The organism is Methanofollis aquaemaris (genome assembly GCF_017357525.1).
Taxonomy (GTDB): domain Archaea; phylum Halobacteriota; class Methanomicrobia; order Methanomicrobiales; family Methanofollaceae; genus Methanofollis; species Methanofollis aquaemaris.
On the sequence record NZ_CP036172.1, the window covers coordinates 552,545 to 570,844 of the forward strand.

At 57.3% G+C, this 18,300-nt stretch carries 13 protein-coding genes; 6 read left to right on the plus strand and 7 right to left on the minus strand.

Features of this window, described 5'->3' with window-relative positions; all coding sequences use genetic code 11:
- Positions 1-397 precede the first annotated feature (397 nt).
- Positions 398-2,206, plus strand: coding sequence for a DNA helicase RecQ (gene recQ / locus RJ40_RS02675; protein ID WP_265581812.1), 1,809 nt, complete (start codon positions 398-400; stop codon positions 2,204-2,206).
- Between the two features lie 61 nt (positions 2,207-2,267).
- Entirely contained in the window at positions 2,268-2,780 is a 513-nt protein-coding gene (locus tag RJ40_RS02680) for a flavodoxin domain-containing protein (protein WP_265581813.1), read from the plus strand.
- Between the two features lie 362 nt (positions 2,781-3,142).
- On the opposite strand, the gene RJ40_RS02685 is transcribed toward RJ40_RS02680, so the two are convergent.
- A complete protein-coding gene (locus RJ40_RS02685) occupies positions 3,143-4,705 on the minus strand; it encodes a hypothetical protein (RefSeq protein ID WP_265581814.1) in 1,563 nt (520 codons plus the stop codon).
- Positions 4,706-5,335: 630 nt separating this feature from the next.
- On the opposite strand from RJ40_RS02685, the gene RJ40_RS02690 reads away from it, so the two are divergent.
- A complete protein-coding gene (locus tag RJ40_RS02690) occupies positions 5,336-5,965 on the plus strand; it encodes a hypothetical protein (RefSeq protein WP_265581815.1) in 630 nt (209 codons plus the stop codon).
- 426 nt (positions 5,966-6,391) lie between these two features.
- On the opposite strand, the gene putP is transcribed toward RJ40_RS02690, so the two are convergent.
- Together putP and RJ40_RS02700 are read right to left on the minus strand one after the other, a co-directional pair.
- A complete protein-coding gene (putP, locus tag RJ40_RS02695; protein ID WP_265581816.1) occupies positions 6,392-7,888 on the minus strand; it encodes a sodium/proline symporter PutP in 1,497 nt (498 codons plus the stop codon).
- Between the two features lie 379 nt (positions 7,889-8,267).
- Positions 8,268-9,047, minus strand: coding sequence for a TIGR01458 family HAD-type hydrolase (locus tag RJ40_RS02700; RefSeq protein WP_265581817.1), 780 nt, complete (start codon positions 9,045-9,047; stop codon positions 8,268-8,270).
- A 651-nt stretch (positions 9,048-9,698) separates the two neighbouring features.
- Between RJ40_RS02700 and RJ40_RS02705 the strand changes: the two genes are divergently transcribed.
- Both RJ40_RS02705 and RJ40_RS02710 read left to right on the plus strand, forming a co-directional pair.
- Positions 9,699-10,781, plus strand: a complete 1,083-nt coding sequence (locus RJ40_RS02705; protein ID WP_265581818.1) for an NYN domain-containing protein — start codon at positions 9,699-9,701, stop codon at positions 10,779-10,781.
- Between the two features lie 57 nt (positions 10,782-10,838).
- On the plus strand, positions 10,839-11,531 hold the full coding sequence (locus RJ40_RS02710) for an MBL fold metallo-hydrolase (RefSeq protein ID WP_265581819.1): 693 nt from the start codon (positions 10,839-10,841) through the stop codon (positions 11,529-11,531).
- A gap of 32 nt (positions 11,532-11,563) precedes the next feature.
- Here RJ40_RS02710 and RJ40_RS02715 read toward each other — a convergent pair whose 3' ends face one another.
- The 4 genes from RJ40_RS02715 to RJ40_RS02730 form a co-directional block, all read right to left on the minus strand.
- Positions 11,564-13,174: a DEAD/DEAH box helicase gene (locus tag RJ40_RS02715; protein ID WP_265581820.1), complete on the minus strand. Its 1,611-nt coding sequence runs from the start codon at positions 13,172-13,174 to the stop codon at positions 11,564-11,566.
- A gap of 597 nt (positions 13,175-13,771) precedes the next feature.
- Complete coding sequence (locus RJ40_RS02720) at positions 13,772-14,938, minus strand: RNA-guided endonuclease InsQ/TnpB family protein (protein ID WP_265581821.1); 1,167 nt, start codon at positions 14,936-14,938, stop codon at positions 13,772-13,774.
- Positions 14,939-15,077: 139 nt separating this feature from the next.
- The gene (locus RJ40_RS02725) at positions 15,078-16,100 is read right to left on the minus strand and encodes a hypothetical protein (protein ID WP_265581822.1); all 1,023 of its coding nucleotides are present in this window, start codon (positions 16,098-16,100) and stop codon (positions 15,078-15,080) included.
- A 184-nt stretch (positions 16,101-16,284) separates the two neighbouring features.
- Positions 16,285-17,037 carry a PHP domain-containing protein gene (locus tag RJ40_RS02730; RefSeq protein WP_265581823.1) on the minus strand — a complete coding sequence of 251 codons (753 nt, stop codon included), beginning with the start codon at positions 17,035-17,037 and terminating at the stop codon, positions 16,285-16,287.
- Positions 17,038-17,166: 129 nt separating this feature from the next.
- Between RJ40_RS02730 and RJ40_RS02735 the strand changes: the two genes are divergently transcribed.
- Positions 17,167-18,237, plus strand: coding sequence for an NAD(P)/FAD-dependent oxidoreductase (locus RJ40_RS02735; protein WP_322743888.1), 1,071 nt, complete (start codon positions 17,167-17,169; stop codon positions 18,235-18,237).
- Positions 18,238-18,300: the final 63 nt, after the last annotated feature.

The window sequence follows — 18,300 nt, forward strand, 5'->3', positions numbered from 1 at the left end:
CTCTTCTGGAGTGACCATGAGGGGTTGCTCACACCCTTGCCCCCATGTGATGGATGGATCGGCAGAGGACGGGTTCACTCTCAGAACGATCACACTCCGCCTTCCCGGCCCAATCGCAATTCCGGGGGTTCCGGGGGGCAGCGCCCCCGGCGCGATTCATGGGGGAAGGCACGTCGATCAGAATATCTCTTGAACAATATTCAATCGCGTATGCTTGAGCCCGGGGTTCATGCCTGGATTACCATGAAAAACTTTTCATGAGGTATGCCTGAGGCGTGCTCTTGCCTCATGCTCGATTCAACAGAGCCCATAAATGGACAAACCGAGAGGACAGCACACATTCACCACCCGGACCCAACCTTCAACACCCCCCTCCCCCCACTATGAAGAAGAACTCATGCACACCGTCGACGCACTCCTGAAAAAATACTGGGGCTACACCGCTTTTCTCCCCCACCAGAAAGAGATCATAACATCGGTCCTGGAGGGACGGGACACGGTGGCGATCATGGCGACGGGAGGCGGGAAGTCGCTCTGCTACCAGTTGCCCGCCCTGTACCTCGGCGGCCTGACCGTCGTCATCTCTCCCCTTATCTCGCTCATGAAGGACCAGGTCGACGACCTGAACCTGAGGGGGATCCCTGCGGCCGCCTACAACAGTTCGCTGGAATATTGCGAGCGCAAAGAGATCGAGGCACAGTTGAGAGACAACACCCTCAGGTTGCTCTTCATCTCCCCGGAAAAATGTATGCAGCCCAACTTCCTCAAATTCCTCGGCAGGTTCCAGGTCCACCTCATCGCCGTCGACGAGGCGCATTGCATCTCAGAATGGGGGCACAACTTCAGGCCTGAATACCGGCAATTGTCCAGGCTGAAAAAACACTTTCCAAACGTCCCGGTCGTCGCACTGACGGCCACCGCCGTCCCAGAAGTCAGGAAAGATATCCATCGACAACTCGGGTTATCGGATGCCCGCGAGTTCGTCGGCAGTTTCAACCGCACCAATCTCCGGTATAGCGTGGTCCAAAAGACGAACCCGATGGCCCTGCTTCTCACCTACATCGGGAGGCACAGTAACGAGTCAGGGATCGTCTACTGTTTCAGCAAGAAAGAGACCGAAGATCTTTCACGGGAACTCCAGAAGTACGGGTACAAAGCGCTCGCCTATCACGCGGGCCTCGCAAAGACCATCCGAGAAAAGGTCCAGGACGATTTCATCCACGACAATGTGCAGATCGTCTGTGCCACCGTCGCCTTCGGCATGGGCATAGACAAACCTGACGTCCGCTATGTCATCCACTACGACCTGCCCAAGACCATCGAGTCGTATTACCAGGAAACCGGGCGTGCGGGGCGGGACGGCCAGTCCAGCGAGTGCGTTCTCTTCTACAGCCGCGGCGAGTACGGCAAAGTCCGCTCCATGCTCGAACACGACCGATCGAACGAAGGTCATATACGAATCGCCGTCCGCAAACTGCAGGAGATGCTTGATTATTGCGAGACAACCGGCTGCAGGCGGAAATATCTTCTCAATTATTTTGGAGAGGAATATGGCGGGGAAAATTGCGGTCTGTGCGATAACTGCGACCATCCCGGGGAGACGGTCGACGGCACGGAATGCGCACGAACGATCATCGCGTGCGTGGAACAGTTGCCGACGAATTTCGGGATCGAACTCATTGCAGATGTCCTGAGGGGCTCGAAGAACGAAAAAATCCGGGACAACCGTTTCGACCTCCTCCCGGCCTATAATACCGGCGCTGAGCAGAGCAAAAAGCAGTACAGAACGTGGATCAACGACCTGGTCAGGCAGGGATATCTGGCACGGACCGGGGAGAGATATCCGGTCATCGCCCTGACAGAGAAGAGTGCGGAGGTCATGAGGGGAGAGGTGCGGGTGATGCTTCCGGCGCCTGAAGCTGGCGCAAAGAAGCGTGCCAGGCCCCAGAGCAATGAACCCACGGATCCGGAAGACAGGGAGTTGTTCCTCCGACTAAAAACGCTGCGCAAGTCGATTGCAGACCGTGACAGCGTACCCCCCTACATCATATTCCCTGACCGAAGCCTGAGAGAGATGGCCGGCGCCCGTCCCTGCGACAGGGAGAGTTTTGGGAATATCACTGGCGTCGGAGAGTTCAAACTGAAAAAATACGGTCCAGAATTTATCTCAGCCATCGAGCAGTATGTGCGGGATAAAGGGGCCTGACCATACCCTCCGGCCGGTTCTGCCATCAACACTTATACCCCTTGCGGTCTATTTTTCACCCATGTCGCCGCGTATCCTCATCGCCTATGCGACCAAACACGAGACCACGCGGGAGATCGCCGACGCCATCGCCGAAACGCTGAAGGAGCAAGGCATCGACGCCGAGGCCAGATCAGTCGGTACGGTGGACTCCGTCTTCGGATATGACGGAGTCGTCATCGGTTCTCCCATCTACATGGGAAAGATCCTCAAAGAGGCAAAGCAATTTGTGGCCCGCTTCGCCGGCGCCCTGCAGGAGAGACCGACCGCGGCCTTTGCCGTCGGGATGAGTTGCAAGGACCTGACCGACGAGAACTGCCGGAAGGTGGAGAAGGCAATGGAACCGGTCACCGGCCCTCTTCAGATCAGAGGAGAGATGGGAATGTTTGCCGGGAGGATGAACCCTTCCTTCGCTCCGGTCATCGGCCTTTTCATGAGATATGACGAGGCAAAGACCGAAGACGCCCGCGACTGGGATGCGATCAGGACGTGGGCCCGTGAGTTGCCGGGGCGGCTCGGGATTGCCGCTGTCTGATCAGGAAGGGCATCTGAAAATTCGGCCCTGTAGAAAATCTCACTTCTTCTAGGTTTGAGTATGATTCAACCGCTTTCCCCCATGCTCACGCCGGGGGCTCTGCGCCCGGTGAGAGCGTAAGGGGAAGGCACGTCGATCAGACGTGCCGCCCCGACCGCCGTATCTTCACCGCCGTCTCGCACCGAGGGGCGGCAGTTGAACAGTATCCTTCTGGTGCCCTGTTGCGAGGAGAGGAATCAAGTATCCCTTCGCACTCAGGAGAACTGCAACGAGAAATTTTCATCCCGTATGCTTGAGCCAGGGGTTCATGCCTGATTCTACAGAGTCGAAAATTCAAAAAAATAGGTTCGGAGAGGAATCTCTCAGATTGTATTCTTCTGAGTCGCCTCTGCCTTCAACTTTGCCTCAAGTTGGTCGAGGAGTTTTCTGATCTCCTCGATCTCCTGGAGGGTAGTTACATTGTCTGAGGTGCCGTCGTCGCCCCCGGTGATCCCGGTGCCCCGCCACTGCGTGAGGACATCGTCGAGGCTGGTCCCGATATAGGTCTCGCCGCCGTGCGCCACGACCAGCCCGATCTCCATCACCTCGCCGGTCTGGGAGACGACCGGGATGATCCATACTTCCTGATCGTCGATGACGTACATGATCGGTTGCACGACCTCAAGCCCGCTGGCCATCGCAACCTTCTGGTGCTGCTGGACATTGGCCGCGGCCCCGAAGTCGTTGTAGTAGCCGGGCGCGTTGTAGAAGGTGAAGGTGCCGTTCTGGACGTCGCCGAGGACATACCCGACCATCGAGGAGTCCTTGCCCGGCGTGGTGATCGCGCTGAACCAGTACTGGTTCCCGTCGGTGCCCTGCACGAGATAGACGTCGGGATCGCCGGCAGAGAGGCTGGCCCCGGCTTCGCCGTGCGCGATGTACACGCTGCCGGTCGGGTACTTCAGGTTGCGCTGTCCCCACCAGGAATTGATCCAGCCGTCCGAATAGGTGCCCCACCAGCCCAGGTACGTCTCGGTGAGATCCTCGTCATAGACCCGCTGGACCCATGCGGGTTGTTTCCCGATCTCGTAGAACTCGTTGGTACCGGTGACCGGGTCGGTGATGACCAGGCCCTGCGGGGTCTCGCCGATGATGCCATACAGCCCTGGCTGCGAGAGGAGGGCGACCCACTTCGGCGTGCCCCGCTCATCGATCTGGAAGACCGGGTCGTGGATGATATAGGTGGGATAATCCTCCCAGATATGCCTGGTCAGATCGTTTTCGAGGATGGCATTCGGGGTGTAGTGCATCGGGATCCCGGTGACCAGTCGGGGTTCTGCCTTTGGCTCCTCGGCGGAGACGAGGATGTATCCGTCGGTGCCCTCGCCGGAATAGATGAGGGCCTTGTCGACTGAGTTGTAATCCAGGGGGACCAGCCAGGTCAGTTCTCCATCGAGGAACTGAACGTCGGGCTCGAAGACGCCCACTTTATACCCGAGGTTTCCGATGACCTTGTCGGCCCGCCAGAGTGCGGTTTTGGCCGAGGTCAGTCTGATGTGGTCGGTGTCGATGAGGTCGACGGTGGTGTCGGTCGTCTCGACCTGCGGGATCTCGGCGAGGCTCTGGGCTCCGATGATGTATGCCCCCGAGGTGATGAACGGGACCGCGACGAGGGCCACGGTCAGGGCGACACCGCCGATGACTCCCATCCTCTCGTTGTGATGGAGATATGAGGAGGCGAAGGCGCTCATCGCCAGAGAAATGCCGAGGTAGGCCACGATTTCAAGCGGGATCAGCGCCGGCGTCGTGATATACAGGACGGCCGCTGAAGCAACGGCACCGATGCCGATGAACCAGGGTTGGTTAAGTTTGAGTGTCTTGTCTTCTATGCGGACTGCCCAGAAAGCCGTCATGATGAGCCAGAAGAGTACGAGTAGTATGCTCATAGTTGTTGATCTGATTGCTATTGGTGTTAAGGATACTTTACATCTCGTATCGATGGACGGTTGATATGCTCTTTTTGGTACGGATACTCCGGTTCCGGGATCAGTGAGGTACCCCCATATTGTCCGTCTTTCCGGGATATTGAGGTTTGAAGATGGAACCGATCGAGCCGCGATGAGGATCTCGACATCCCGGGTGTTTCCCAATGATTGGAACCAGGATTATGAGATTTATCGGGGTTTTTGAGGCCTGATCCCGGCGGAGAGGATGGATGAGTATGGATCCACCTGCAACAGGCGGGTGCGGGGAAGGAGAGCAGACGGAGGATGCCCCAATATTTTCGGGCATTTAGGGGCCAGGGTGAAGATTAATTGGCTTATCGGCGCCAATTTACTTTAATAAGATTTTATATGGACCATAATCCAATAATATGTCATAATATTGAGGTCAATCCCTCTATTCTGTTCCATGCAATACATTTTATTGCCGCACATGAATACGCCATTTAATACATCAATCTGATTTTTTATTACCCCAAGTATCTTTATCATCCAACATGCTCGCCCATACTCCACCGAATATTTGAGAATGTTTATATCTGATCGTGATGTTCATGATCCGAGGGACATCTGATGAAAGCAGCGCCCATTATCTGTGTATTGATGCTTATCGCCGCCTGCTGTATTGCAGGATGCGCATCTTCCAGTACAGACGAAGAAAAAGGTCAGGAGCCAGTTACCACCGGTGCAACCGGCAGCGGCGACTCCGGCCCGAGTGCAGATCTCTCCGCCGGCGAGGAACAGAGACCAGAGGCGGGAAGCGTCAAGGCGGTCGGTTATCAAGAGTTGATCACCTATCTGCCCGCAGCCCCGTCAGGCTGGACCGCGGAAGAGCCCTTCGGCATCACCAACCAGATCGACGAGGGGACGTGGAGCATGGCAACCCTGAGTTATTGCAACGATGCCAACGAGGAGACGACCGCGGAACTTGTCATCTATGACTCCGCCTATTATGCTGTCGGAGGATGGGAGTTCTGGGAGAGCAAATTCTCGTACGAGACCACCGACGGCTATCTCAAGTCCGGCGAGGTCCAGGGTTATCCGTCCTGGGAATCCTATGAGAAAGATCTCCAGACCTACGCAAAATGGGTCGGAATCGATGACCGGTTTATGGTCTATGTGTCGATAGATGCGGGGTCAAAGGCAGATCTCGACACCTTCGTAAATGCCATCGACTACAAGGGGATCGCATCCCTGAGATAAGCAATCCCCTCATTTTTCCCCTCTGGTTTGATATGGCAATTCTTCTCAGGACTATCTGATAACCCCGGCCTTTCGGCTCTGTTGCATTCCTCTTCTGGAATGACCATGAGGGGCTGCTCACACCCTTGCCCCTCCGTGATGGACCGGCAGAGGACGAAAACCCCCTCTGAACGATTCCCCTCCCGCCTTCCCACCCTATCGCAATCACGGGGGTTCCGGGGGCAGAGCCCCCGGCGAGAGCGTAGGGGGAAGGCACGGCGATCAGAAGGGCCGCCCCGCCAGAAGAACGAGAAACTTTACCCGGCTCTCTCACCGGGGGGCGGCGAAGTGCTCGGTTCCCGAGAGGGAAGGCGGTTGATGCATGCTCAGATCGGGGGATCAGAGGGTCGTCCCGAAAAAAGGCAGAAAAAAAGATCGAAGATTCCTTCAACACTCACTCTTCTGAAGTTCTTTTTCAGTCTCCTCAAAGACCGCTACGATTTCGGGCTCAGGCTCAGGCGTCATTTTGCTGACGACATAGATCGCAAGCATCGAGAGGATGAACCCGGGCACGATCTCGTACAGCCCGAAGAATCCAAACCACTTCCAGATCAGGACCGTCAACCCACCGACGACGATCCCGGCGAGGGCCCCCTGCCGCGTCGTCCGCTTCCAGAAGAGACCCATCAGGATCACCGGGCCAAAGGTCGCGCCGAAACCGGCCCAGGCATAGGAGACGATCTTGAAGACGCTGCTCTCGGGATCGAGCGCGAGGAAAATAGCCAGCAGAGCAACAAAGAGAACGGAGAAACGGCTCACCCAGATCAGTTCCTTCTCGCTTGCCTCATGTCTGAAGAAAGACTTGTAGAGATCCTGCGAGACCGCCGAGGCGCTGACCAGGAGTTGAGAGGATGCCGTGCTCATGATCGCCGCGAGGATCCCGCAGAGCACGATACCCGCAAGGAACGAGAAGAATACCTCGCTGGTCATCACCATAAAGACCGTCTCGGCATCAGGGCCCAGAAGAGGTTGGTTCAGATAGGCGCGGCCGATCAGACCGATCGCAACCGCAGCAAGGAGAGAGATGGTAACCCAGACCATGGCGACCGATCTCGCCTCTCTGATCTCCTCAGGTCTTCTGATCGCCATGAACCTGACCAGGATATGAGGCTGACCAAAATACCCGAGCGCCCATGCGAGACTGGAGATGATCGCAATGGCGGTGAGAGGCAGACCGGTCTCCGCGTCCATGAAGGGGTTGAGGAGCGCGGGGTCGACCTGCTCGATCCCGGTGACGGTGGCACCGGGCCCGCCAAGAAGGAGGATGGCCATGATCGGGACCATCAAGAGAGCAAAGAACATCAGCGTCCCCTGAATGAAGTCGGTGAGACAGACCGCCTTGAACCCACCAGTGAAGGTATAGGCGACGACAATCAGCGAACCGATCAGCAGCGCCGTGGTGTAGTCGAGGCCGAAGACGGTATTGAAAAGTTTCCCGCCGGCGACGAACTGTGCGGAGGTGTAGATCAGGAAGAAGATCAGAATAAACACCGCTGCAATCGCGCTGATCAGACCGGATCGATCGTTGAAGCGATTCTTGAAAAAGTCGGGGAGGGTCAGCGAATCGTTGGCTTTCTGGGTATAGACACGCAGGCGTTTGGCGACAAATTTCCAGTTCAGGAATGTGCCGACGATGAGCCCGAGCGCTACCCATACGGCACTCATGCCGGAGAGATAGGCCAGCCCCGGGAGGCCGATGAGCAGCCAGCCACTCATATCCGAGGCTTCGGCACTGAGTGCTGCAACATAGCGGTTCAACCCCCTGTTCCCGAGGATGTAATCGCTGACCGTGTTTGTTTTGTTGTAATACAAGAACCCGATGACGACCATTGCGCCCAGGTAGACGATAAATGCGGCTAATATAGCGGTGCCATTGCTGAACATGCTCACTCCTGTAACGAAGGTCTCTGTCCGCCATTCATCCCTATTTAAAAAAAGAGGTCAGAGACACATCGATTTGTAGAAATGTTCACAGGAACACTATTTATAGGGTTCGGACTTGACTTCGGGTTTACGGGTGAGACGGGGACTTTATAAATGTTTGATTCGAAAAAAATTCTCATTTTTCTGGATGCTGCAATTTTAATCTCCCCTAGCCTCCCTTATAGCCATTCTAGACCTATTATGCTGCCCGGATGATATCCTGGAAGAGGTGGAACGCATTGTTTCAGCGATCCCCGGGTCACCGGGACGGGCGGAAAGAGGAGGTGATTGACTGATGGAGGAACCGCGATTATTCCTTCAAGAGCGTGACCATCGTTTCTCACCGCAACCTCACCACCTCGGCCAGGGCCGCCACCGAGTCGATGATCTCATCGGGCGCCACCTTCGCCTTCTGTACGAGTTCCTCCCGGTATTTCCCGGTCCTGACCAGGAATGCCTTCATCCCGGCATTTTTCGCCCCGCCGATATCGGTTGCGATGTCGTCCCCGATCATGACCGCATCTTCAGGAGCCACTCCCATGTCATCGAGGGCAAGGGTGAAGAAGGCCTTCGAAGGTTTCCCGACAAGATGGGCCATATTCCCGGCGGCGTACTCGAGGGCTGCCACATACGGCCCGGCAGAGAGCATGAGATCCTCTGCGCCCCGCCAATAACGGTCTTTCTCAAGAGCGATGAGATCCGCACCCCTGAGGAGGAGCCTGAGGGCGCGGTTCATCGACTCATACGTGAACTCGTCCCCGGCATCCCCGACGACGACGAACCTGGCATCTTTTGCACCGAGCGGGATGCCGGCCGACAGGAAGTCGGTATGCACATCGCCGGTGGCGAGCAGAAAACACCGTCCGCCACCGCGCTGTTCGATCTCCCGGGCGGCTGCGAGCGAGGGAGTGAAGATGAATTTCTCAGGGATCTCATACCCGATGTCCCGGAGCATGGCCGCCAGCGAGGCGCGGGAGCGGCGGGTCGTGTTGGAGACGCATCTGAAGGGGATCCCAACCTCCTGCAATGCTTCCACCGCCGCCGCCCCGCCGGGCACCGGCACGCCGCCGACATGGAGCACTCCTTCGATATCGAGCAGCACCGCTTTTGCATCGATCATCGTTCCCTCATCGGTGCAGAGCATAAAAAAACCATGTCTCTGCAGACACCCTCCAGGACACCAGTAATTTTCTAATTTTTCGGCTCTGTAGATTCGGCATGAGGCGGGATCACGCCTCAAGCATACGGGATGAAAATTTCTCGTCGCTTGCTCTCCCATATTAAGACAGGAGATTTGGGGGAGACCGTGTTCCATCGCCACCCCCACCTATCTTCGTCGTGGGAGTCCGGGGGTGAAACCCCCGGCGCGAGACGGCGAGAAAGATCCTGCGATGAGGGCGGCACATCTGATCATCACACCTTCCCAAACCCGGTGCCGGGGGCAGAGCCCCCGGCACGAACTTGCGGGAAGGCACGTCGATCAGACGTGCCGCCCCCAACAGAAGAATGAGAAACATTACCCTGCTCTCTCGCGCCGGGCCCCCCACGATGAAGAGAGCCGGGGGGGCGGCACCATGCTCTGCACGCTCTCTTTCTGGCAATCACTATGACCATGCACCCAGGGCGAGAAGGGAGATGGTGCGGAACCAGAAAGTTACGAAAAAAGTATCACACATTTGACTGATGACACAACACCAGAAGTCAGGAACTGATCACTTCCGGTCAGATATCGAGATGTTTATATGCACCAATATATCTATTGCATGTTGGAATGGATACTAAATCAGATTCAATCGCACTCTTCATCGATTTTGACAATATCGAGATCGGGATAAAGAGAGGATATAATCGGAGTTTCTCAATCGGACCGGTTATCAAAGAACTCTCTGAGATGGGCACCGTCGTTGTCAGGAGAGCGTACGGCGACTGGGTATCTTACCAGGCCTATCGGGAAGGCCTGATCGAACACGGGATCGAACTGATCGAACGAACAGCCATCACAAACAGCGGGAAAAACGGCGCGGACATTAAAATCGCCATTGACGCCGTCGACCTGGCACTGAAGAACGACTTCATCGACACCTTTGCAATCGTATCCGGAGACAGCGATTTTCTCCCGCTCATCCAGAAGTTGAGAGAATATGGGAAGTATGTGACGGTGATCAGCGGGGATGGTTTCACCAGTCCGTTTATTATGAAAAATTGCGACAAGTTCATCTCATATGAGACGATCGCCGGGATCGAAAAACCCCATGAAGAGAAGAAGAAGTTGAAAGATGCGATCGAACTGCTCGAAAAGGTCATACTCTCCAGGGTCGACGAAGGAAGAGGACTGCACCTGGCCGCGATCAAAAACCAGATGCTCAGACTCGACCCTTCATTCAACGAAAAGTCCTATGGTTTTTCCAATTTTGGAAAATTTATCAGGTACATCGGCGACGAGTGTCTTCTCCCGATAAAAATCCACACCAGGGACAGCGGGGACTGGTACCTCGACTACTTCTCCGACGACGACGAGATGATCACCTCAGAAGAATACCAGCAGCGGGAACCAAATCTCCGGGAGTGGGGGATCATTTTTGGGACCATTGAACGGTGTTTCCGCGAGGGCGAGGGCAAGTATACCCAGGGGTGGTATCAGTACCTGATCGCATACCTGACGCAGCAGAGACGGGAGGGAAAGATCGGTCTGGACCAGAACAGTCTGCGGGCGGCACTGCACCGTCTCCTTGACTATGGCATATTGCTCCAGAAAAATCCGGAGAAGAGCCTTGAGAAATCGGTGTTTCAGTTGTCCGGAACCTATGCGGAAAAAAAAGCCACATTCATGGACGAACGGTATCGCGGCCTCTGAGACGGTCCACCGACACCCCTATATCTCACGGCCCCCATCTCGCCGCCGGGAGAGATAATGCAAGAAGACGCAGCCCGACCGCCCACCAGGATCATCCGGGTGCCTCTGCGGATGATGAGCGCTTATCTGGTGCTGGAAGAGGGAGTGATCGTGGTCGATACGGGGTACCCCGGGAGCGAGGAGACGATCCTGGAAAAACTCAGAGAGACGGGCTCAGCCCCTGAAGGCGTCACCCTCATCCTCCTCACCCACTGTCATGCCGACCATGCCGGGAGCGCCGCGGCCCTGCGACAGAGGACCGGAGCCCGAATCGCGATTCATTGTCTGGACGCAGAAAATCTCAGGAACGGCCTTCAGGGTCAGATCCATCCGCTCAGTATGGTGGGGAGACTGACCGGGTGGTTCTTCGAGCGGGAGGCATACTCCAGGTACCCTGCCTGCGAGCCCGACATTCTCATCAAGGACGAACTCGACCTGGCGCCCTTCGGTGTCAGGGGCAGGGTGATTACGACGGCCGGCCACACCCCCGGCAGTGTCTCGGCCGTCCTGGAGAGTGGCGATGCCCTCGTCGGGGATCTCATCAACCCTTCGATCCTGTCAGGAAAGCCCGGCCTTCCCTTCTGGGGGGAGAGCGAGGAAGAGATCAGAGAGAGTGTCAGAAAAGTGCTGGCCTGCAGGCCCAAGCAGATCTATCTCGCACACGGGGGGATGTACCAGGCCACAAGAGTGAGGGAAGCGTTCGGGCCCTGATGATCAGATTCGCAAAAAAAAGAGTATTCTTCTCACCGATTAGTCGGCGTCGCGATGGTGAGGCACGTTCCGCCGATGAGACGGACGCTCCCGATGCTCTTTCCCTTCATCCGCTCGACGATGGTCTTTGCGGACTCCTCGGGCACCTCGACGAAAGTGTTGTTGTCTTCGATCCGGATCGCCCCGATGGACCGTCCCGGAATCCCGGTCTCACCGGCCAGAGCCCCAACAATATCCTTGGGTCTGATGTTGCGGTCTTTGCCGGCATTGAGGTGGAGACGAGTCATTCCGACCTCGACTTCTCCCCTATCCTCAGGTTCCGCAGCAGTTGACTTTGGCCGCGTCGTCCCATGACTGAGCATCATCTTCAGGAGGGCCGCCGCAACATCCTGGGCGGAGAGATCATCCTCGCCGATCACCCGGTCGACGATCCCGGCGTACCGGTCAAGGTCTCCTTCCTCGATCGTCTGCCTGACCTTTTCAGCCAGATTGCGCATTCTGCTCTCCTCAACATCCCGCTTGGTCGGGACCGGGAGGTTGTGGATCCTGGCCCTGGAATGGCGCTGGATCGCCCTCAGCCGGTAGCCGTCCCGCGGTCCGACAAAGGTGATCGCACGGCCGCCACGCCCGGCCCTGGCCGTCCGCCCGATCCGGTGGATATAATATTCTATGTCCTGGGGAAGGTCGTAGTTGATGACCAACTCCACGTCCTCGACATCGATCCCCCTGGCGGCGACGTCGGTGGCGATGAGCACATCGATGGCGTCGTTCCTGAACCTGCCCATCACCCGATCGCGCTGCACCTGCTTCATCCCGCCGTGGAGCGCCTCAGCCCTGACCCCGAGGGTATGGAGCTGAGTGGTGAGGTCGTCCACACCCTGCTTGGTGTTGCAGAAGACGATCGTAAGTTCCGGGTTGTAGATCTGGAGGAGCATGGAGAGCACCTCGGGCTTCTCCCTCCCCCGCACCGTCACCGAGAGTTGCTCGACTTGCGGGACGGTCATCTCTTTCTGCTGCACCCGTACAAACGCCGGGTCTCGCTGGAAGCGGCGCGAGATATCCCGGATCGGTCCCGGCATCGTCGCCGAGAAGAGGACGGTCTGGCGGTCTTCCGGAGTCTCCGAGAGGATCCGCTCGATGTCCTCCCTGAAACCCATGTCCAGCATCTGGTCGGCCTCGTCGAGGACGACGGTCTGCACAGCGTCAAGAGAGAGAGTACCGCGCTCCAGGTGATCGATCACCCGTCCCGGTGTCCCGACAATGATCTGCGCCCCGTGCCGCAGTGCTCCGAACTGTCTTCCGATCGGTTGACCTCCATAGATCGGAACGACAGAGAGATTTCCCTGGTGGCGGGAAAGCCTTTTGATCTCGCCTGAGGTCTGGAGGGCAAGTTCGCGCGTCGGAGAGAGAATCAACGCCTGTGTCCGGGGATCCTCTGGACTGATCTTTTCGACGAGCGGAATCCCGAATGCCGCCGTCTTGCCAGTACCGGTCTGGGCCTGACCGGTCACGTCCTTTCCTTCCAAGATCTGAGGGATAGCGAGTTTCTGGATAGGTGTTGGCTCCTCAAAGCCCATATCTTCTATTGCCTTGAGGATATTCGGGGAGATGGGAAAACTTGAGAAGCCACAATATTCTTGCATTCCTTACAAGTATGTGTTCACCCCTCATTAGGTACCATGTAAGGGCAGGGGCAAATCCACCTCCCGGACCTTTTTTCCAGATGCCCATATGCCGGTTGAATCTTATCGACCCTTAAGGAGACGGAGATATGAGGTTTTTATCGCATATTATTCTCTTTATGCCCACATTCATCTCCTCGCGCGGACGGTCGCCGGGGGAAGGGAGGAGAGATAACTCAAGGCCGAACGCTATCGGGAGCCTGAGACGCCCCCTCCGGATGTGATCGATAAAGTGGGCGCAACAGCCCCTCAGGAGAAATTTGAGCCAGTGCCTGCCCTCGATCGAAATCCGTTCGGCGAGGCTGATACCGTCATCTTCATGATCACCCCCCGCCTTCCTGTCCCCATCGCCATCCCGGGAGTCCGGGGCCAGCGCCCCCGACGAGAGCATGGGGGAGGGCAGGCGGGCGAACGAAGGGCCGCCCAAACCGAAGGACGAGGAATGCTCTAAGTTGCTCTCTCGCGCCGGGGGGCGGCGAGGGGTTGTGTTCTCCCTCGCTGTCAGGGTGTGAGGAGCGTGAGTCAACTACCCCGCCCTGAAGGACGGGGCTTGAGACTCTATCGTGTCGATAGTTCTCGTGTGGGTGGTTGACTGCACCCCTGCACCTCCAAGGTATACCTGTAGGTGCGTGCTCTGGACTCAATGTTCCGAGCCCCGATCAGGTCGGCATGAAGCGAGTGTCCACAACATTCGCAGACAAACGATTTCCTGTGCCTGTTGTTCTTGCTGATATGATTGCATCGAGGACAGGTCTGAGAGGTATAGGCCGGATCGACGTGAACCGTTGATATGCCTTTTTCCCCTGCTTTGTACTCGATAAAGGACTGAAGTTCAAAGAACGCCCAGGAGTGATGTGTATATCTCTGCTTCTTCGAGGTTTCTGTCCGATCCCTGATCCCGGAAAGATCCTCCAGTCCAATCACATCAACATTGTTCTGAACAGCAAACTCAACAATCTCCTTAGAAACACGGTGGTTCATATCAGTCATAAGCCGTCTCTCCCGGCCAGAGAGGTGGTTCAGCATCCTCTTTGCCGACCGGGTGCCCTTCGACTGCAACCGTTTCCGCATGTTAGAATAGATGTTTCGGAGATCCTTGGCTTTCCCGCCACAGAAAAACCGACACTTTTTGTCGGTTGTCGAGGCAACCGCAAGGAAGGTCTGGCCCACATCAACCCCCATGAAAGTCGATGACTCCATAACCTCACGGGTCTTGGTCTCCCTCTCACAACAGAGGTGGAAGTAATACGTCCCGTCCTGGTGTTTCACCAACTTTGAAGCTCCAAACTTCCACGATCCGTCGAGATATTGCTCCATGTGAGAATACCGGAAGAAATGATACTTTCTTCGGCCTTCGAGGGTGGTAAGCCCGATCTCGTCTCTGTCGAGAGTGAAGTCCCGTCCGAAGGAGAAGGTCATCGTGCTGGGGGTGTATGTGATCTGCTGCCACGTGGTCTTCTTTGCCTTGATCTGCTTCTGGAGTGTCTGGTAGGTTCCCGTGACCTGTCGGACGACGTTGCAGGACATCTGGGACTTGAGACCAATCTGTTCCCGGAGGGTCGGGTAGACGATCTTCTGGAGGGCAGCAGAACCCCTGGGTTTCCCGAGTTTGTACACGACCGCAGAGACGTAATTCATCCCCTCGGTGTAGGCCTGTACCGTCCGGTCAAGGAGATCGGTATCAGGACAGTCCATCTTGAGGATGACAGTCTTTGTGGTGAGCACATAGGCCTATTTCACTCAAAAGTATTAGGGTTATGTGCGTGAACTGCAAGTCCTCCACGGCCTGAAGACCGGGGACTCCTTGCGGAGATGGTTGAAGTTTTCTACAGAGCCCAAAACCCTACAAACCCCAAAAAAAGTATTAGATCAATCCGCGGCACGCGAGGAAGTAGGCCATCAGGGTTTCGAGCCCCCAGATGTACTCGGCGGCATCGACCGATCGGATCTGCCTGCCGATCTCTCGCACGCGCCGGTGGTCCTCCTCCCACTCCTCCATAAGGCGTTCCTCCACTTTCGCCTCCCTGAGATAGGAGAGGAAGGCTGCATCGTCACCCGAGGCACGGTGAGCAGCGATGTCGGCGGGCGTGATGAGTCCATAGGCCAGCGCCCAGCTCATCACCCCGGAGGAGTAGTCGCCCTCCTCGACCTCCCGCTCCCAGGTGCCGACCCAGTTTCCGATCCTGACCATCTGTTGGCCGTACCAGACCAGTTCCCGGAGATGAGGGAGGTCTTCCTGCCTGAGGGCGGGTGAGTACAGGGCGTCCACGGTCCCACAGATGTAGATGGTCATGTTGTGCGAGTTGTAGGAGAGGTTCTCGGCATGGCTGATCGCCTCGGGGTGCCGGTTGATGAGGTAGGCATACCAGAACGAGTTCCAGGTCTGGGCAAGGTCGAAGAAGAAGAGGTCGCCGAACTCGGCCCAGCGCGGGGCCGCTTCCACCCGGGCGTAGATTTCATCAAAGAGGGTGGCGAGGTAACGGACCCGGTGCGCCTCTTCGGGCGTCAGGTCTGTTGGTATCTCCAGATCGTCGCGCCTGAACGGAACCTGGAGCATCACCTCAAGCAACCGCCGGTTCTGGTGTCGGTCGGAGACGTCGTCGGTCACGGTGGTGGCCAGGATGATGAAGAGTTTGACCAGCGCCGCGTCCCTGCGGCATGCCGGCGGGACCGAGGAGAAGCCGAATGCCGGATCCTGATCGTACAGGATCTTCCAGCACCACTGCCAGAGGAACCGGTTCCTCTCCCCAAAATGTTCCTCATATTCGGGGAGGACGGCCACAAACTCTTCCGGAAGTCCGACCGCTGCGATCCCCTCTCTCAACAAGCCTTTTTCGGTGTCTGCATAGGTGCAGACCGCACTGATCACTGTTTCGTTATCGAGCATCTCAGCATCTCCTGAAAAGACCGGGCCGGAAGAGAGGACTGGGGGGTCAGGACCATCGGGGCCTGGCCGGACACTTCGGTGTGCTGGCGGGGGGTTCAGGCACCCGGTCTGGATCCTGATCGGGCCATCAAAGATATAAATATATTTATCAAATAATAAACCGGACCCGATGGTTCTGTATTGATTATACGTGACCGCAAATACCGTGATTTCCATGAAGAAGACAGGAACACTTCACGGCCTTCACCGCCCGGGAAACGGTGTGCACTGCGGGATCGGTGGCCATGAAATGGACGGTCCCTTTCTTGAGGTGAGCGAGGAGATCTTCTGGTCCCTCGAAGGGTTCGAGTTCAACAAAGGTGCGGCAGAGTTCGAAGGGGAGGTGGGCATCCGAACCGACCGAGAGCATTTTTTTGTGGGTCCGGCCGTACGCCTGGGCCGCACGATTCGCCTCCGGCGAGATGTTCCTGGCATTGTAGCCCTCGATGATGTCGACCCGACCGATGATCTCTTCAAGGGCGCGCCTCTCGATGGCGCTTGACCTGAAGGCGCAGAAGGGGTGGGGGACGATCGAGATGGCACCCTGCGCCCGGATCAGGTCGACGGTCTCGGCGGCGGGGAGGCCCGGTGGGATCTCCTCGGTGAGGAAGGCGCCGATCACCTCCCCTTCGGCCGTCGAGATCTCCTCGGCGCGGATGAAGGGTACGTCGGGGTCGGTCTCCCTGATCCGGCGGTAGACCTCTTCGGAGCCGCGGACGGTGTCGTGGTCGCAGACCAGTGCCAGAACCCGGTGCGTCTGCCATGCCCGGACGACGGCATCCGCCCCTACCACGGCGTCGGGCGAGTGGGAGGTGTGGACATGCATGTCAAGCCCGATGCACTCACTGTCTGTGTCAGTCGTCTGAAAGCGATCAGCGGGTGTGGTCCTCGATGACATGAATATAGATTGTTGGCCCGGAAGTATAGAGATGCTCCACTTAGTTTCCGGAGCACCCAATAAAATATAGAGGAGGTGGCCGCGTTCGACCGCCATCCGTATATGCCAGGAACGGCAGGAACATCCCATATGGATATGATCCGGATCCTGGGTGCAGGCCCGGCCGGGCTCTCGGCGGCCGTCACCCTGGCGAAGGCGGGGTACAATGTGGAGGTGTACGAAAAACGGGAGGACGCCGGGATGCGCTTCAAGGGCGATCTCCAGGGCCTGGAAAACTGGTCGGATCCCACCGACGTCATCGAGCGCCTCGAAATGATCGGGATCAGGCCCGCGTTCGAGCACCGCCCCTACCCCTGTCTCTCAGTCTCCGACGGTCAGGAAGTGCTCCCCTTTGCCTGTCAGAAACCTGCCTTCTATCTGGTCAGGCGGGGGAGCGAACCCGGCAGTCTTGACCATGCCCTCAAAGAGCAGGCCCACGATGCCGGGGCCGAGATCAGGTTCAATGAGACCCTCCCGGAGGAGAAAGCCGACATCGTGGCCACCGGTCCCGACAGGCGGGGGGTGCATGCCGTCGCAAAGGGCTACACCTTCTCGACCTCGATGGACGACCTTGCCTACGGGCTTGTCAATACCGCCGCCTCCAGAAACGGGTATGCCTACCTCCTGGTGATGAACGGCCGCGGCTGCCTCTGCACGATGCTGACCAGGTGCTTCGATGAGGCGGGGGCCTGCCTGGCAGAGGCCGAGCAGACCTTCTCCAGACTTGTCGACCTGGAGGTGCGGGATCCAGAACCCTGCGGTGGGGTGGGGAGGTTTGTCCTGCCGCCGCACTTCCAGGATCAGGGAAGACGGTACGCCGGGGAGGCTGCCGGCCTCCAGGACCCCTTCTGGGGTTTTGGGATCCTGTACGCCCTCAGGTCCGGCCACCTCGCCGCGCAGAGTATCATCAAGGACCTCGACTACGGCCACGCCGCAGAGGAGGCCTTCGGCGATCTGCTGAAGGCGGGGGTGGTCAACCGCTACCTCTGGGACCGGTATGGTCCGGAGAATTATGCCGGGATCTACCGGAGGCTCAGGGGAGTGACAGACCCGCTGCCGTACCTCCGTTCATTCTACACCTTCAACACCTACCAGAGGTTGCTGTATCGCAAGGCAAGACGGCACATGAAGGAGCGGTACGGGACAGTGCCGGCGGCATGAGGTCTCCGGGAAAGTTCTAGACTCATTAGTTCACGAAAAATTATGATCTGACCCAGATCCAAT